This is a genomic window from Psychroflexus lacisalsi (assembly GCF_020164495.1).
Classification (GTDB): domain Bacteria; phylum Bacteroidota; class Bacteroidia; order Flavobacteriales; family Flavobacteriaceae; genus Psychroflexus; species Psychroflexus lacisalsi.
The window spans coordinates 23705-41790 of the sequence record NZ_JAIQYZ010000004.1; the positions used below are offsets into that span (position 1 = coordinate 23705).

Genomic DNA, 18086 nt, shown 5'->3' on the forward strand with positions numbered 1-18086 from the left:
ATCGCTTGGGGGATCAAACCTTCTTTAATCAAACAGTAGAATGGCATCGGAAAGAATCTAAAGCCCACTCATTTTCTGGTGTGGTGGATTATACCTACGATAAGCTAACCCCCAGAACCCTTTGGCAAACTGACGACGATATTTTGGCAGGGCTTATCCCAATTATAGATGAACCCAGCATAAGCATCAATCAGTTTAAACAAACCGAGAAAAACCAGATCAAGTCTATTCTTAAACATTATTGGGTGCTCGATCGTAATAATCACATTTATTCTACTATCGGTAATGTCAATTTAAATCAGACCTTTTTCACCGATGATGCACAAGAACTTGACGATGGAAGTATCAATAATTTTGGCGAAGCAGGATTCAACAATGATTTTCATTTCAGATTAAACGATGCCTTTGCCGGCCTGTTTTATAAATTCAGAACAGGGATTTTCACTTTCGATCAAGGGGCATTTGTCCATTATTATCGGTGGAATCCGAATCAGGAATCTACAGAGGTTCAAAATAGAGTGGTGGTTTTACCTAATGTTACCGCCAAAGCTGAAATTACAAGAAGCAAAACTCTACAGTTCAATTACGAGTTAAAGTCGTCCTTTTCCGATGCCTCTCAGTTTGCGAGTCGGTTTTATTTGCAGAGTTATAACAGCGTGTTCAGCGGGAACACCTCTTTAGAAAACACCCTCAAGCACGATCTCAATTTGCGCTTTACCAAATCTAAGGGTTATCGTGGTTTTGGCATTTATGCAACAGCCAATTATTCCAAACAGGTGGAGGGCATCGTCAGCAATGTCGACTACGAAGGTATCAATCAGGTGGTCACGCCTTTTTTGGTAGATAATTCCTCAGAAACCTTTGGATTAGGTGGGCGCGTAAGCAAGAAAGTCAGTCAGATTAATCTTACAACCGGTCTTCGCTACAATAATATCAGCTACTTACAATTTGTTAATGATTTAGCCGCAGAAAACAAAAATATCAACACTTCTTATAATGTTTCAGCTAAAACGCTTTACGACGATTGGCCCATTCTGGAAGTCGGCTGGAGGCAAAACTTCGGAAATTTTACTTTAAGCGAGAACACCACCAATTTTGTGACGACCGAGCCGTTTGTCAATTTGGATTACGACTTCCTAAGCGGGTTTATCATCTCAGCCGACTTTACCTCTTACACCTACGAAAACACAAGTCTAGACCAAAGCAACTCCTACGAAATCGCCAACGCCTCCTTGCTCTATCAGAAGGAAAGCAGCGCCTGGAGTTTTAAAGTGGAAGCCCAAAACTTATTCGACGTCCAGTTCAAAAATCAAAACACTTTTACCTCCTATATCATCTCAGATTCAAGAACCTTTATCTTACCTAGAATTTTGTTGTTTAGTATAGGTTATAACCTGTAATTCTTTTTAACAATTAAGAACAGATTAAAAAACCATTTACTTTTTTCATCTTAAGCATTTACCTTTTGTCTTTATAAATAAAATATAGATGTAGATCAGGATGAATAGATCAAGTTGATTTTCATTTACTTCTTCCAGTGCCATCGCATTACCTTTTGATGCAGTTTTATCTGCAAGCTTTGAAATTAAAGAGGAGCTATAAATAGAGTAGCGGTTTATGCGATCCGGTTCATTTCAAAGCTTGTTTTTTTAGCAGCAAAAGGGGAGGTGATGCAAGAAGAATTTTGAAATAGAATCCCTAAAATCCTGATCGATCAATTTTAGTTCAGGTTAAGCGGACTTGAGTTAAAAAGCTTTGGACCATATAAATGATCAATACAATATCAAAGATTTTTAGCTCGTGTCCAAGACCACTTTTAACGAACCTCTTTTGCTGAAATGAAGCTTTAGCGAAATGTAAGTAAATGTGGTGAGTGACATCTGAAAACATCAATTTCGAATAAATTTAGAAGTACCCAAAATCTCTAATCATATCCATATTATTTTAGAATTTGTCGCAAAAATCGACCTGTTTACTGGGGTTAAGAGTGCATTTGTCGCAAATTCAGAGAATTTTCAAAGGCTAATAGGATTTAAAACACTGAAAAACAAGTAATTATGAATAGGTAACATCGCGCAGCGTGTTACCCTCTTGCTATACATATTCCTTCATTTCATTTCAGAATATATATACTTTTCAACTAAGGCAGAAAAGCTATATTCTGAACATTAAATGCGTTTTTTATTAAGCGAACCTTGTCGCTTTTTTTGAGATAGGGTTCAAGAAAATCTAGTGAACCTGTTCCCTTGTAATGAAGCTTTTTGCGAAATGAAAAGGGGAGGGGTGGAACGGGTTTAAATTTAGCATGAGCCGATTAGAAATTCTATTCGGCTCATAATTCATACTATTTTAAGTTGATTAATATCAAAATTAAATACCACAGTCTCTTAAGCTAATTTCTTTTCTAACTTATCTTTCCATTTTTGCCAACTGGGCATCACTGAAGCTAAGATATTATAGAAGGCTTTATTGTGGTTTTTAACTACAATATGACACATTTCATGAATCATCACATACTCGATGCATTTTGAGGGGGCCTTGATTAATTCTGGGTTGATGCTGATTTTATCAATCGTATTGCAACTTCCCCAGCGTTTAGACATCCTCCGAATTTCTAGTTGTGGTTCTTTAAAATCATATTCTTTGAACTTAGCAAAAGCATCTTTGGCTAGTTTTTTAAACTTCTTTTCGGCGTGTTGGTAATACCAGTGTGCTAATAGATTCTTTATTTTTTCTGGGGAGTAATCTTCTTTACAGGTAACTTCTAATCGGCCAGCTTTTAGTTTGACTTCGTCTAAATCTCCTAAACGTATTTTTAAAAGATAAGATTTACCCAGGTAATAATGAGTTTCACCAGAAACGTATTCTCTTTCTGGTATTCTTGGTAAAAATTGTTCAAAGAAGAATTGTTGTTTAGTAATCCAACTGGCACGCTTGGCTACTTTCTTTTCTATGTCAGCTATAGAACTAAGCTCAGGAGCAATGATCTGTACTGAGCTATCTGGATGCACTTCAATAGCCAGCGTTTTTCTGCTTGAGCGCTTTACCTCAAAATAAATATCTTTAGTACCGTAGGTTATTTTATGCATCAGAAATTGTTTTTAGCTACCCGAAGACATTTGATTAAAATAGCATCGATTTCATCAAAACTTATTTCTATACCTAGTTGTGTTCTTTTACTGATCAGGTAATCTTCAATTTCATTTTCCATCTTGTTCTGGATGTCTACATTCTTTTTCCAATCGGTAATGATTAACCCCTCAACGATATTTTCGATTCCCAAACCAGCATCTGCGACTCTCTTTTTACTGACGGATTTGTCCAGTTTTTTATTCAATACTTCATTTAAAGCCCCAAAAAATGCACGTGCTCTTGGTCGATTTTGTAAATTTTCTGGAATGCCTTTCTGATAACCGTTTGCTAAATCAGTACGAGTGTTTTTAATAGATTCCAGGTATTCTTTTTCTGATAAGCGACCCTCTTGGAAGCTTTGGATGGTTTCTTCTATGAGTTGGGAGAATTTTTTATAGAAGGCTTCATCTTTCTCCATATTTTCAGTGATCACCTTTTTCATCTGGTGCGCAATAAAGTCCGCTTTGGAAGCGGGGGATTTGCCATAAGTTTCCAAAGCTTCTTCCACTTTTTGTTTATCGAAAATATTAACATCTTTGGTGAGTAATTCTACATGTTCTGCATCAATATAGGTGTCTAACAATTTACGAACTCTAGGTTCATATTCTTTATAAGACACTTTTTCTGCATATCTGAATTGTACCGATAAGCGCAAACTTTGAAATTTCTTGAGTTCACTTTTATAAAAACCGATTTGTTCAGTATTGAATTCAGCATAAAATTCATCTGAGGCTAGAGCTGTTTGAAGTACTCTTGCAAAAGCAGAAACCCTATCGTAAAATTCGTCTCTGAGATCTTTTTCTGAAATATGACGCTCTAAAGCCTCTAAGTCATTTTTATTGTAAACCTCTTTGAAAATATCCCAAACTTCTGAATGACGAACAGGCAGTTTTCTAATCTCTTCTTTTACATCTACCACCGTATTGGTCAAATCTTCTTCATCAAAATCTTCCAAGGCACTATATTCTGTAAGGGCTTCGTCCAGTTTACCTAAAATACCGACATAGTCAATAATGTGACCATGTTCTTTTCCTTCAAAAAGTCGATTAACACGAGCAATTGCTTGAAGTAGATTATGTGCTACTAAGGGTTTAGCTAAGTACAATACGGTGTTTCTTGGGGCATCAAAACCTGTGAGTAATTTACTAACTACAATGATGAGTTCAATTTCGTTATCTTTTTCCTTAAACTTTTCGATGACGTGGCTTTCATATGCTTCCTGGTTATTGTACCGCTGCATTAATTGTTCCCAGTATTTACGGGATTCACTTGTAGATTCTGACCAAACATCATCATTGTTTTGACGGCTATCGGGTGGTGTGAACACTACTCGGGTATTGATTTTTAAGTCCTCATTAGTTTGCGCTTCAAAATACTTTTGGTATTTGATTGCGGTATCAATTTTAGGTACGGCCAATTGAGCCTTTAGGCCAGATCCTTGCCAGTTTTTTACAAAGTGCTTAGAAATATCATAAGCGATTTCTTCAATGACATGATCGGACTCATAAATCTTCCCAATCCTGGCAAATTTTTTCTTTAAATCTTTTCTAGCGTCCTCACTAAGGGGTTCTGCTAGACGTTCGAAGCCTTTGTCGATTTGCTTTTTGTTGATGCTTAGTTTGGCAGATCTGCCTTCATAAAGAAGAGATAATACCGCACCATCTTTTACCGCTTGGTCGATGGTGTACTTATGAATAAATCCCCCAAATTTTTTAGAGGTGCTTTTTTGACTTTTCATTAAAGGAGTTCCTGTAAAACCTATATAAGAAGCATTGGGAACAATACGCTTCATATTGGCGTGGGCAGAACCATACTGACTGCGATGACTTTCATCTACTAAGACGAAAATATTTTGAGATTCGTCTTTAAAAGAAGCTCGCTTGGTCGCTATTTCAAATTTATCGATAATCGTGGTGATGATCTCATTGCCTTTATCTTTAAGCAAGTCTACCAAATCATTTCCGCTTTTAGCTTTTTTAACCTGCTTGCCACAGTTGACAAAGGTCTTATAAATCTGCTTGTCGAGACTCACCCTATCTGTAACAATGACAACCCTTGGGGATTCTATGGACGTTTCTAAGGCCAGGGCTTTGGACAACATGACCATGGTTAAGGATTTTCCACTACCTGTGGTGTGCCAGATAACACCTCCTTCACGATTGCCATTTTTGTTGTGTTGTTTTACCCGGGCAATGGTATCTTGTACAGCAAAAAATTGTTGATAGCGACAGATTTTTTTATCAGGGCCATCAAAGACGATGTATTTATAAACAATATCCAATAATCGGTTAGGCAGACACAAGGCGTATATGCTTTTATCCTGCTCTGTGATTAGGCGATCTTCAACTTTAGTATGGTTTACTTTCTTGTTTAGGAGTTTGGTGATTTCTCTTTCGTTTTCTTCTTTCCAGATCGACCAAAATTTTGCTGGCGTTCCTGTGGCTCCAAATTTGACTTCGTTGGGCTGCACCGCCAATAAAAGCTGAGCATAGTAAAACAACTTAGGAATGCCTTCTTTTTCTTTTTGATTTCGGAGGTGCTGAGAAATAGCCTCGTTTAGCGAGTCGTTTTTATCTCTGCGTTTATTTTCTATGATCACAAATGGAATACCGTTAACAAACAAAACCACATCGGGACGTCTTTTGCCTTGCATACCCTCCACTTCAAACTCTTCACAAACGTGAAAACTATTGTTTTCTGGAATTTCCCAATCGATGTATTTTATGGTGTAAGCCTTGCGGTCCCCCTGAACAGTTTCATTAAAGCTTTTACCCAGAGTCAACAAATCATAGACACGTTCATTGGTTTGCACTAAACCTTCGTTGGGCACATTTTTAAGTGCATTGATCGCGCCTTGAATGCTTCCAGTTGAAAACGGGTACCGTTCCCCTTTGTAATCAAAGCTATTGATTTTACTCAGTTGTTCAGCAAGAATTTTATCTAACACAACATTACTATACATTCCTTCACGCGCATTCATCACCTCGGTTGGTGAGAGGTATTGCCAGTTCATCTTCTGCAGGAACTGAAGTGCTGGCTTTTGTGAATCGCTGTATTCGGTGTAGTTTGGTGTCATACTTTGATTAATTTACTTTTCTCTTTTGGGGAACTATTTTAGGCTTTTGGGGAATTTCTTTAAGTGTTTTTTGATTATTCACTCTCTTTAATTCTCTCTTATCAGAAAATTGTTAAAATAATAAATGTTAATTTGTTTTAATAACATGATTTACATATTTATATTTGTAAAATCATTTCCCAAAGGGAAAAGGATCTGGTTGACCGCAATACCGTAATTTGCGGTTTTTTTATGTCTTATTTTTAAGATAGGATTCATGTTTTTTTCTGTAATAATTTTTATTGTAACTATCATCTATATAAAAACTAGTTACTATGATATAATTAGGTGTTATCTCTTCCATTATTACTAGAAAATCTTCACTCTCATACCAAAAATAATCTCTTATAGCTCCATTACCTTCAGTATGTTTGAAGCATAAGATTTCTTCATTATTTTGGTTTTGTAAAATACATTTTATCCAATGAATTCTATTAGCTCTATTTCTGTCAAAAACCCTATGTCCACTTTTGCTTTTTCGAGTAATTAAATGCACAAAAGTTTCAGGATACTCTTCAAAACCACTGACTTTAGAATTATGACTGATAACTTTTACATTGAGTCCATTTACTTTAAATGGGTTTTTTACAAAATCTTTTTCAAAGGCTTCACAGAGCTCTTCCAATTCATCATCAGTTGGCTCGATATCTAAACCTATTATATATTCATCTAGCTCATGCAACTCCATCTACTCACTCTTTTTTGGTTGATGGTCGAAGATGTTGAATTTTGTTTCCCAAGGAACTGTTCCTTCATCTAATGAAAAGCCAGAGGCATCCTCTAAATATTCGATAAACTCTAATCTGCCTGGATGATTTAATTCAGAGTTTAATCTCATTCGAGTTTTATAGGTTATTGCTCCTATAAAAAAGTCTGCCAATTGAATAAACACATTATCGTGTGATCTTATATGTTGTAAATGAGAAAAAGGCGATTCTCCATTATAATAACTTGTAAAAATCTCATGTATTTTATTCAATTTTTCTTTCCCACGTGTGTCTTTAATATCAAGATAAACCCTGTATTGTTCATCTGATGGATTTGATTTCAACAAAAAATAAATAAGCTTGTAATAAAAGTTATCGTGAGAGCCATTATTAAAATCGATATGGTTTAAACGATTTTTGTATTTCACTAAAATGCATCTGAATTCTAATGGGCTAGCAAAAAAGAAGTCAACTAAGGCTTTATAGAAGGGTAGTCTACTATTTGAAAATTTATTCCATTTTAGTTCTACTGGTGTGCGAAATTTCAATTTTAGTTGCTCAAACTGTTCTTTTAATTGTATGTATTGATCTTTAGGTACTTTAATGTATCCAATACACATCACTGGAATATTATCATGTTCTAAATGGCAACTTTCGTCTATAAAAATGTTATGCATATCAATTAAATATATTATCCAGTTTTACAAATTCTTTTTTTGAACCATCACCAAATTCCAAAATCATCTTTTTATTTGTGTACTCCCAAATTTTAAGGTTTTGATATATGGGGTTATCTTCAGTTTGTTGAATATCGAGTATGTTTATATCTGAAATTTGATTTGAATAGTTTATTATTTCTGGTACTCCCTGCCATTCATATATAATTTTAGAATCATCTTGATTTCTTCTATAAATTGTAAATAATGAAAAACCTTTGTGACTATGTTCATTATATCTTCTAACATTCAGATCCGTTATCACATTATTTTCTTCATTTCTCCAAATGCCATATAATTGTTCTAACTGTATATCCATTAATTTCTATCCTTTTACCGTAGTTGAGTCGTTGCCGTGACTATCTTTTCGCTGAATAGTTCCATCTTTCTTATGAATTACTAATTCAGTCTTTTCCTTCCTGCTTAGTTCTCTAGACCAATTTTCTGCCTCTTTTTTAGTTTCAATTTTTTTTGAAGATTTACTTGCACCAGCCTTTTTAGAACTCCAGCCACCATCTTGATTTGGAACTACATGTCTTGAATTTGATTTTTTTGCCATTGTTTTATATTAATTAGATTATAACATCAGATTTACTTTTTGCAACGCAAATTCCATTTTTTATGGCATAACATTCAGCATAATGCTTTCCATAATATTTTGTAGTTTCAATACGTACAGGCTCAGTTTCGTAACCAATTTCCCCACGTGGTTCAGGGGAATTATCATCATTTCTAATTTTCCATTTACGTGAATCGTTTCCAATATTATTTTTTATTATATCAAACTTAATACTGTTATTGTTTAAGGCGTCACCTCTTAGACTAGATACTTTTGCCGTGTATTCTCTGTAGCCAGAAACCCTTTTCACGTATCCTTCAATTTCAAATTCTAAATCAGTATTTACTAAAACAGGAATTTTAGAATCAAATAAAAACATCTCTTTGGAAAACCGTTTATAATATCCTACATTAATTAAATTATTAACATTTCCATGAAATTTTTCAAAAGCTATTAAAACAGCATCTACCGCTTGATCTATTAAACTTAATTCACTCTCGTTCAATTCTAATACATATTGATCTATATATTTATCAGAATCTGCACGATCTTTAATTTTAGGCTTACGCACATTGTCTTTTAAGTCTGTAAAACATTCAAATAAGCTATCAAAAATCGTTTGGTTGCTTTTTATTTTCAACTGTTCAGTAATCAGTTGCTCGAGATGAAATGATTTTAATTTGAAATTCTCATTTTTATCTTTACAAGCATTTTTCCAACCTTTTATAAACTTTACACTTTTTCTGAAATCACTGTTTTCTTTATTAATATTAGAAGCAATAGTTATGTAGCCTAAAGGGTCAGACTTAATCCACTTCATATTTTGATTAGTGCTCTGAAGTTTAGCATAAAAATCTTCTTTTTTCCTATGAGATCTAAACTGAATTATTTCTGGTACAAGAAAAGTATCATCATCAAACTCATTTTTACCTCTTATTTTAGCTGGCACTATATCTACAGCAAAAACTTCATCTTCACCTTTTAAAAAGATAAAAGCCAAACTATGCGTTTGAATTTTTGTTTTAATTGAATATGATGTTGGATTAGTGTAATTTTCTTCAAAAAGTTTAGCCAATTCGTTTAGAAAATCTTGAGGGTTATCGCCTTCAAATTCTTCATTATTTAACTTATAAATAATATCTAAATCGTGTAAAGGACGTATGGCTGTGTACCTAGGGAATGAGCCAATTTGTCTACATTCATTTTGACCTAATATATCTGTAAAGGAATTATAAATTGTAGATACAAAAGAAATATCCTCTTGCTTAGGCGAAAGACTTTCTTTGACATGATTCCGGAGTAATGTTTCAATCTTACTTTTTAGCATAATTAGTTGTAATCATTGATGTTAGTATATCATTTAACAATCGTCCTCTCATGTTCACAATAATTGAATTTCGTTGAGCATTAATCGCATCTAAAATCTCACTATCTATTCTTCCTCCAGAACTAGGTGCATATACTATTAGTGAATCACTATCATTTTTGAGACTGATTATATCCAAAATATAATTTTTAAATTCAGGATAATAAACAATCATCATAGAATGATCACGACCTTTTGCTAATTCCTTACTCCCTATTAAGTCTATGTTTTTTTTCTTAAATAAATTTGAGTCAATTAAAGTTGATCTAAGGGATGTAGCTTCACCTTCAGCATACAAGGCAATTTTTCTATTATAAAGGCTTTTACCCAATCTCCATAAAACAGGTATAATTCCTCTTATAGCTCCAATAAATAGCATTACTACTGTAAAGCCGCCTAAAGCTATAAATAACCATCTAATTATTGTTGGACCATATTCAAATATAAATTTCATATTTCTATCTTTTTAAAATTTTAACCCGTTTTTCTCCACTCAACAACTGCTGCATCAAGCCTTGTTTTTGTTGAATTAAAGATTTTTTATGCGTTATCAACTTTTCAATTTCTATATCAAAATTGGATAAAACCGATGCTATTTTTTGTTGTTCTGAGATTTTTGGAATCCTTATTTTAATACTTTTAATTGTTGATTGTGACAAACTAGGGACTCCAGATGCTTCATTGTATGTTTTCCAATTAATTGTATTAAAAAGATAATATAGATATTTTGGAATGCAGCTTTTGAATGAAACACAATAAAAAAGGGTATCTACAGTCCAAAATTTGCCTTTTAAATAAAATGGCTTATCAATTGTTCCTTTTCTTCCGATTCCAACACTTTCTCCATTATATAAAAATGAATCTACGTAAGTCATTATGCCTCCAGTCCCATAAACCGGGATCTCACCATTTCCTAAATGCTTATAATCTTTTCCATTTTTTATAGTGAATATATCACCCAATTTCACTTCTTCCCACTCCTCCTCAAACCCAGGAAAACGTTTTTTTCCTGTCAACAAGTCTTGCATCAAACCTTTTTTAAGTGCTTGTTTTTGGGTGATGAGTTGCTCTTGTAGGGCAATGGCTTTATCCCAAGTGCTTAGAACTTTAGCTATTTTTTGTTGCTCGGGGAGTGGGGGTAGTAGAATTTTAACCTTTTTTAAACCACTGGAATAGATGTGAACAACAGAATGACCTTGACCTAATTTAAAAAGTTGGTTTCTAACAATATCATTATTTAATAAATACCCTAAATATTGAGAGTGTTGAGAATTCTGCTTCAGTATTATAATATCTCCCCCTGCATAAGCGACTTCATTTCCTAGATAAGCTATAGATTTTCCTATATCTTCCAAAGTTTCTCCAGACCCTGCAAACAGTATATCACCATACGTGATTGGATTACTATTTTTAACTGATTCACCATTAACCTTTGTTTTTAAAGAATGTGTATAATAATTGTATGATGTATAGATCTCGGCATATCTAATGCTTGGATAACCTTCACTATCATTTTCTAAAATATCTTTTTTAGCTATTCCTTTTCCTTTAGAAAATTCTCCAAGTTCTTCTAGGTTAAAGACTTTCCACTCCTCAGGAATCCAACCCAGTTTTGTTTTTTTATAACCTTCATTTGTAGAAGTTTTGTTCTTAGTCAAAACATTACTCATACTCCTGTAGATAAAGCGGTTCGTTGGTCAGGTCGGTGACGATAGAGGATCTATAAAAGTCAAACCACTCGGTAAACATTTTCCAGCTGAGTTTGGGATAAACGCTTTCATCGGTCCACTGCCCAAAAAGCTCATTGAGAAAAATGGGTTTCCAGTACTTACGGAGTTCTTGTTTAGGATCGTTCAGAAAGAGCTCATCTTCTAGCAAATAGCTATTGTGTTCGTCTGTATCTTCTCGCGTTTGAGCTGCCAAATCTGGAGTCAGGGCATTGCTCCAGTCGTAAAACGGCTGTTTGGGCACGATAAGCAAAACACTGCGGTTAAGGGTAGGGTGGGTTATCAATGGTCTTTGTTTTTGATTTTTCGTTCCAAAGCTTTTAACTCCTCCATATCTATACGATCAGCTTCTTTAGCAGCAACCTTTTTTCTTTCGTCGTCAAAATTTTTATAGTGTTCACGTACCTTCTTTTCCATTTGCTTATGGCTAACATTTCCTGGATTATCCAGTACTTCAAAATCATTAAAAGCAATAATTTTATTAAGGTTTTCCTGCCAGTATCTCATTGTAAGATCTTGTTTGTTTTTAGCACGTAATTCTGCGGTTTCTAAAAAAATTACTACAAGTCGATTTAGACTGTCTATTTCATCTTCGGATAAGTAATTTTTAGCAATAGTGATATCTTGTTTGCGCACAACATTTCCTTTCCAAGTATTTAGGCCCATATTTAACTTATTAGCATCAGCACGCTTTACAATAAGTTCGGCCGCAGTTTGATTGGTGGTAGCATACAATAGTTTGTTTTGAGCTTCAGCAAAAAACATTTGAGTTGCTTTGTCGGTTGGATCATAGTCACTGCTTAAGCTAAAAAGATCCCTTACCTTTTGATAAAATCTTTTCTCACTAGCACGTATATCCCTTATACGCTCTAGTAGTTCATCAAAATAGTCTACACGACCGTCTGGGTTTTTAAGACGTTCGTCATCCATTACAAAACCTTTTATTATGAAATCGCTTAGATTACGAGTTGCCCATTGTCTAAATTGAATACCCCGTTTACTACGAACACGATAACCCACGGCAAGAATCATATCTAAAGCATAAAAAGTAATACTATATTCTTTCCCGTCTGAGGCAGTTGTCAAGTAATCCTTGACAACTGATTTTTCATTTAACTCACTGTCTTCAAGTATGTTTTTAATATGAAGACTTATGTTCTGTTTAGAGGTGTCAAAAAGTTCAGCCAGTTGTTGTTGATTCATCCAAACATTACCATCACGAGCAAAGAGTGCTACGGATGCTTTACCGTCTTGTGTGGTATAAATAATGATGTTATTCTGCTCTTCCATATTAATATCCCAATTCTTTTAAATGCTCTTTCATTTCTTTTCGAACTTCTACAAGTTCGGTCTCCAGTTGTTCTATTTGTTCTTGAACGGCTTCGATATCTACCGGTTCTTCCTCTTCAAAGGTGTCGACATAGCGAGGAATGTTGAGGTTATAATCATTCTCGACTATTTCGTTCGGTGTCACTACAGAACTAAATTTTTCTATAGTTTTAAAACCTTTGAACGCTTCAATAATTTCTTCAATGTCTTGAGGTCTAAGTTTGTTTTGACGTTTGCCATCTTCATAGTTTTTACTAGCATCAATAAAAACGATATTTTCGGTCGTTTTTGCTTTATTGAAAACTAGAATAGCAGCGGGAATTCCTGTTCCATAAAACAAATTGGTAGGCAAGCCTATGACAGCTTCAAGTAGATTTTCTTCAATAAGTTGACGACGAATTTTTTGTTCTGCGCTCCCGCGGAATAATACACCATGTGGTACGATCACACCTACTTTGCCACCTGGAGCTGTGGTTTCTATCATATGCTGAATAAAGGCATAATCACCCTTTGATTTGGGTGGAATACCTCTAAAAAAACGTTTAAAGCGGTCTGCTTCTGCATTTTCGTGTCCCCATTTATCTAAACTAAAAGGCGGATTAGCTACCACAATATCAAACTTCATCAAGGCATCGCCTTCAATCAATTTGGGATTATTGATGGTATCACACCATTCAATCTGAGCACCATCCATACTATGCAGAAAACAGTTCATCTTGCTTAAGGCCCAAGTGTCCCCATTGCTTTCCTGGCCATACAGTGCAAAATTATTAGTTGGCTTACCTTCATCGTCTTTGGTTTCTTCAGCCACTTTGATTAACAAAGAACCCGAACCACAAGTGGGGTCAAAGATGCGGTCACCCTCTTTTGGGGCGACCAGTTTAGCTAATAAACCAGAAACTTCTTTAGGGGTGAAAAATTCACCTCCTTTTTTACCAGCTCCAGAAGCAAATTTCTCCAAGAGGTACATGTAAGCTTCGCCCAAAATATCTTCCTTATCTTCCCAGAGTGAAGGCCTAAAATCAAGTTCAGGTTTCGCAAAATCATTGATTAAATTTTTTAAACGGCGGTTTCTATCTTTGGTTTGACCTAATTTGTCGGAGTTAAAACTGATGTTTCTAAACACGCCGTCTAGCTTTTCGATATTGCGCTCTTCAATTTGGGCGAAAATCTTATCGATTTTTTCACCTATATCGCTGTCACTACGATGTTCATAGATATAATCAAAGTTACACTTTGTAGGCAAGACAAAGCGTTCTCGTTTTAACTTACGCTGAATTAGTTCTTCATTGTCTCCGTATTGTTCCTTCAATAAATTGTAGTGATCTTTCCAGACATCACTCAGGTATTTAAGAAACATAAACACTAGAATATAATTTTTATATTCCGATGAATCAAAAGCACCTCTAAAGGTATCGCACGCATTCCAAAGTGCGTTATTAATTTGATTTTGGGAGGGTTTTATTTGGGTAGACATACTTAAAGTTGATTAAATAATTGGCTTGTGATTAATTTATCGTTGAGGTCATTGATTTTAATAGTTAACTGTTTTTCTATGACATGTAATTGAGCGACGTTGGCTATTTTATCTTGAATAGATAAAGATGGCAATTGTATAGGGATTTCTTCAATAGTCTTTCGGTTGATGTTGGTCACATAAGTTCCAGCTTCATTGGTCTTAAAATAGTTCTGTACCTCATGTTGATTGATATACCAAGATACAAATTTTGGATTAGCGATATTCTTATCTATTTTGATAACAAAAAGGGCTGAAGAGGCTATTGTAGGGATACGGTCTTTTTTTTCATATACTAGGGCGTAATTATTGGCTCCTTTTGCTATAAAAAGAACATCTCCATTGTCTAAATAGTACTTGGGTTTAATTTTAGAGGCTTCAAGCTGGAAGCAATCTTGACCGATTGAGGTATAGTCATCATTAAAATCTTTAAGTTGTATGATTCTAACACCACCATCAGGTTTGTTTGAGATCTTACCTCTAACAGAATACCCAGAAGAAAGTCCTTTATGGGTTAAAATGTGTTTCAAAAGAACAGAGTTACTTTTCATTTTAATGCATAATGTCTATGATACAAATATAGTCTATTTATTTGAATAATCATTTATTTTAATGCATAAATATTAGGATGTAATTATAATTAGATTATTTATTGTTGAAATAAGTATGTTGAAAACGAATGTTTACATTTAAAATAACCAAGGAAATCAGTTTAGTGAACTTTCGAGTTATGAGGTAATAATCACCTGATTTATCGAAATATTGCTAAAAAATGTTTTCTCTTTAATAACATCTAGAGCTTAATAGAAATGATTGTAATGTTACTTAAAGAAATTTAAATGTTTCGTTTTGTCTCCTTTTTTGATAATTCCTCTCGCTCTTTCTTATTCATTATATCTTCCAAATTAGTCATATCGCTACTGATTTTATTTTCCATCACTCGGGCATAAATTTGCGTGGTGGACAGTTTGGAATGTCCTAGAAGTTTGGATACCGTCTCTATAGGAACTCCATTAGATAAAGTCACGGTTGTTGCAAAGGTGTGCCTCGCAGAATGAAAAGTAATATGTTTTCTAATATTTGAGCCTTTCATAATTTCCTTGACGTACTTGTTTATCTTTTGATTGGAGATCACAGGGAACAAACGTTTATTTTCTAAGTCAAATCGCTTTTCCTGATATTTTTTCAAAATGTTATCGGCTTTTTGGAGTAGGGGAGCCTTTACAGATTCATTTGTTTTAGCACGTTTAGTAGATATCCAGTTTTTTCCATCCATTCCCTTTACGATATGATCCGTAGTGAGTTCTTTAAGATCTCCGTAACTAAGTCCAGTATAGCAGGCAAATAAAAACATATCTTTTACCCTTTCTAAAGATTCGCTTTTAAAATAGGTTTCCTCCAGCAGTTTCAATTCACGTTCCGATAAAAATTGTCGTTCGTTCTTTTCAAACCTCATTTTATAATTCTGAAATGGATTTTTTTCTAGCCATTCTAATTTGATAGCGAGATTAATCATTTTCTTTAAGCGTTCGAGATGCTTCATTGTCCCATTATTGGCACAGGTTTTCCTTTCCTTTTTAGCATTGTAGCTCCTCACGAACATCTCAAATTCGGTGATAAACTTATAGTTGATTTGTTTCAGGTAGATATCACTGGTTTTCTTTTTTTCCTTAAGGAACTCTTTTAAATATTTTGCGGTTGTGTGGTAATTCTTGAGGGTGCCCCACTTTAGAACACTTTTCATAGTTTCATTATGATACTCTATAATATCCGTGAGGGTCTTATGCTCTTGATCTAATCCTTGGTAGGAGGCCTTAACTTTATCAGCTGTGATTAAGTTGTCTTTATCTAGAATTTTCTTTTGAGTGTCTAGCAATTTGGAATAGACTTGGTCTAAGTAACTGTTGAGTAGTTTAATCCTTTGAGTATTTCCTCTAAGTCGGCCTTTGGAATTATCCCATTCATTCACTGAAGTTTTCCTTTTCAGGCTCATTTCGGCGATTTTCCCATTGACTGTAATTCGTGCGTAAATGGAAAGTTCTTTTTTGTTGCTGTTTAGTTTTCTGGTAAAGAAAAGCACGGAGAATGTTGTAAAATAAGGCATAGCAAGTGTCTTTAAGTTAAACAATAAGTGTTAAAGACGAAAGTAAAATCAATCTAATGATCCTTCTAAGATAGTAAAATGAGGTGTAAAAACTATTCACCGAATCATTCACTGGATAGGATGATATCAAAGCATATCAAATAATGCCATAAAAACAAAAAACACTGAAAATCAATAGATTAACAGTGTTTTTGTATCCGTATAAGTACGGTTCGTCGGGGTGGCAGGATTCGAACCTGCGACCTCCTGCTCCCAAAGCAGGACGGATATGGTTTTCTTATTCCTTCTTACTATCTGTTTATTCCCTATACATCACATTTAGAGGTATTTATAGTTTATTTGAAACTATCTGTTATTCATCATTTTCCTTTCCTATTCACAAATTATTCACAAATAATATTTTTTGAACTCTTCACTAAACTTTTAAAAAAAAGCTCCTACAACATAAAATAATAGATATGGAAAATACAGATTCGATTACACTTAGTTTAGAACTTAACAAAAATCATAAAAATAAGCGAGGACAACACAGCGTTCGACTTTTCGTTTTTAATTCAATTACAAAAGATAAATGCTATATTAAAACACCCTTCAAACTTTTAAAAGCCGACTTTGAAGGAGCGTGGCTTAAAAAAAATTCTAAGGCAAAGTTTCGAAATCTTAGAATGGAAATGCTAAAATTCCTAGATAGTGTAGATTCATGTATCTTAGAATTGGGCAGGTTTGATAAAGATGAATTTAAAAGTGTTTTCTATGGAAATGGCCCCCAAAAAAAAGACTTAAAATATTATTACGATAAGAAGATTACTGATTTTACTGAAAGTGGTGGACTTGGTACAGCTGACCAGTATCAGTGTTCCTATAAATTCATAAAGAAATACAACAATGATAAAGTCCCTGAGTTTAATCAAATTACTCCAAAATGGTTGATTAAATTTGACAAGCATTGCACCGATAAAGGTTTACTTACAACTAGCTCGATAGGCATGTATCTAAGGTGTTTAAAGTCTATTTTTAACCTAGCTATTCACGAAGGGGCCGTCTCAAATGATAAGTATCCATTTGGAAAATTCGGTTACATTATACCAAAAGGTGAAAATATTAAAAAGGCATTGATAAAAGAACAGGTTCAAAAATTATACGAGTCAAAATCTGCAACTCCATATCAAAAAATGTCGAAAGACTTTTGGTTTTTTTCTTACCTCAGCTATGGACTTAATCTTAAAGACATTCTCATGATTAAAAATAAGGATTTAGAAGAAGGGTTTTTTTATTTTGAGAGAAAGAAAACACTTCATACTGTTAAAACTAGAATTCCCATAAAAGTATATCTCACAGATTTCACTAAAGAAGTTATAAGACAATACGGTGACTACAATCCAGATAAACCACAAGATTACGTTTTCGATATTCTGAACATAGATATGAATGATATGGAAAAACGCAAAAGGAAAAAAAATTTTAATAGAAAAATTAATCAGCATTTTTTAAAGTTTGCTAATTCAATAGGTATCCAAGAAAATGTTTCTTTTTCTTGGGCAAGACATTCTTTTGCTACAATTGCTATACTTTCAGGTGTAAGGTTTGAAGTAGTAAGTAAACGACTAACACACACTTCAGTGGAAACAACTATGCTATATTTTAAAGGATTTGAGGAGGAAACGTTTCAAGAGATAAATGACAAGATTTTAGATTTTTCGAAAAAAACTGATGCTAATGAATCAAGTAATTTAACAAAACATCTTTTATAGAAGATATTAAATGTGTAATTTTTTTTGAAAACTACTAAACTTTTTCATGAATGTCCATATAAGT

At 34.0% G+C, this 18086-nt stretch carries 16 protein-coding genes; 2 read left to right on the top strand and 14 right to left on the bottom strand.

Going from position 1 to position 18086, the window contains the following annotated elements:
• The first annotated feature begins 5 nt into the window (after positions 1 to 5).
• Positions 6 to 1400, top strand: coding sequence for a hypothetical protein (locus tag LB449_RS10905; RefSeq protein WP_224455146.1), 1395 nt, complete (start codon positions 6 to 8; stop codon positions 1398 to 1400).
• Between the two features lie 987 nt (positions 1401 to 2387).
• Here LB449_RS10905 and LB449_RS10910 read toward each other — a convergent pair.
• From LB449_RS10910 to LB449_RS10975, 14 genes are all read right to left on the bottom strand, one after another.
• Positions 2388 to 3089 (bottom strand): M48 family metallopeptidase, encoded by a 702-nt coding sequence (locus LB449_RS10910; protein ID WP_224455147.1) that lies wholly within the window; start codon positions 3087 to 3089, stop codon positions 2388 to 2390.
• Positions 3089 to 6208: a type I restriction endonuclease subunit R gene (locus tag LB449_RS10915; RefSeq protein ID WP_224455148.1), complete on the bottom strand. Its 3120-nt coding sequence runs from the start codon at positions 6206 to 6208 to the stop codon at positions 3089 to 3091. The genes LB449_RS10910 and LB449_RS10915 overlap by 1 nt, the downstream gene beginning before the upstream one ends.
• 229 nt (positions 6209 to 6437) lie before the next feature.
• Positions 6438 to 6935: a hypothetical protein gene (locus LB449_RS10920; RefSeq protein WP_224455149.1), complete on the bottom strand. Its 498-nt coding sequence runs from the start codon at positions 6933 to 6935 to the stop codon at positions 6438 to 6440.
• Positions 6936 to 7631, bottom strand: a complete 696-nt coding sequence (locus tag LB449_RS10925) for a DUF3800 domain-containing protein (RefSeq protein ID WP_224455150.1) — start codon at positions 7629 to 7631, stop codon at positions 6936 to 6938. It lies immediately after the preceding gene.
• A gap of 1 nt (position 7632) precedes the next feature.
• Positions 7633 to 7989: a hypothetical protein gene (locus LB449_RS10930; protein ID WP_224455151.1), complete on the bottom strand. Its 357-nt coding sequence runs from the start codon at positions 7987 to 7989 to the stop codon at positions 7633 to 7635.
• 6 nt (positions 7990 to 7995) lie between these two features.
• On the bottom strand, positions 7996 to 8229 hold the full coding sequence (locus tag LB449_RS10935; protein ID WP_224455152.1) for a DUF2188 domain-containing protein: 234 nt from the start codon (positions 8227 to 8229) through the stop codon (positions 7996 to 7998).
• A gap of 13 nt (positions 8230 to 8242) precedes the next feature.
• Positions 8243 to 9556 carry a nucleotidyltransferase gene (locus LB449_RS10940; protein ID WP_224455153.1) on the bottom strand — a complete coding sequence of 438 codons (1314 nt, stop codon included), beginning with the start codon at positions 9554 to 9556 and terminating at the stop codon, positions 8243 to 8245.
• Positions 9543 to 10049 (bottom strand): hypothetical protein, encoded by a 507-nt coding sequence (locus LB449_RS10945; RefSeq protein WP_224455154.1) that lies wholly within the window; start codon positions 10047 to 10049, stop codon positions 9543 to 9545. Before LB449_RS10945 ends, LB449_RS10940 begins: the two co-directional genes overlap by 14 nt.
• A 4-nt stretch (positions 10050 to 10053) precedes the next feature.
• Positions 10054 to 11265 (bottom strand): restriction endonuclease subunit S, encoded by a 1212-nt coding sequence (locus tag LB449_RS10950; RefSeq protein WP_224455155.1) that lies wholly within the window; start codon positions 11263 to 11265, stop codon positions 10054 to 10056.
• Complete coding sequence (locus tag LB449_RS10955) at positions 11258 to 11608, bottom strand: hypothetical protein (RefSeq protein ID WP_224455156.1); 351 nt, start codon at positions 11606 to 11608, stop codon at positions 11258 to 11260. Before LB449_RS10955 ends, LB449_RS10950 begins: the two co-directional genes overlap by 8 nt.
• Positions 11605 to 12612 carry a virulence RhuM family protein gene (locus tag LB449_RS10960; protein WP_224455157.1) on the bottom strand — a complete coding sequence of 336 codons (1008 nt, stop codon included), beginning with the start codon at positions 12610 to 12612 and terminating at the stop codon, positions 11605 to 11607. The genes LB449_RS10955 and LB449_RS10960 overlap by 4 nt, the downstream gene beginning before the upstream one ends.
• Position 12613: 1 nt before the next feature.
• A complete protein-coding gene (locus LB449_RS10965; protein WP_224455158.1) occupies positions 12614 to 14128 on the bottom strand; it encodes a type I restriction-modification system subunit M in 1515 nt (504 codons plus the stop codon).
• 2 nt (positions 14129 to 14130) lie between these two features.
• A complete protein-coding gene (locus LB449_RS10970; protein ID WP_224455159.1) occupies positions 14131 to 14697 on the bottom strand; it encodes a restriction endonuclease subunit S in 567 nt (188 codons plus the stop codon).
• 305 nt (positions 14698 to 15002) lie between these two features.
• On the bottom strand, positions 15003 to 16271 hold the full coding sequence (locus tag LB449_RS10975; protein WP_224455160.1) for a site-specific integrase: 1269 nt from the start codon (positions 16269 to 16271) through the stop codon (positions 15003 to 15005).
• Positions 16272 to 16729: 458 nt separating this feature from the next.
• Between LB449_RS10975 and LB449_RS10980 the strand changes: the two genes are divergently transcribed.
• Positions 16730 to 18022 carry a tyrosine-type recombinase/integrase gene (locus LB449_RS10980; protein ID WP_224455161.1) on the top strand — a complete coding sequence of 431 codons (1293 nt, stop codon included), beginning with the start codon at positions 16730 to 16732 and terminating at the stop codon, positions 18020 to 18022.
• The last annotated feature ends 64 nt before the right edge of the window (positions 18023 to 18086 follow it).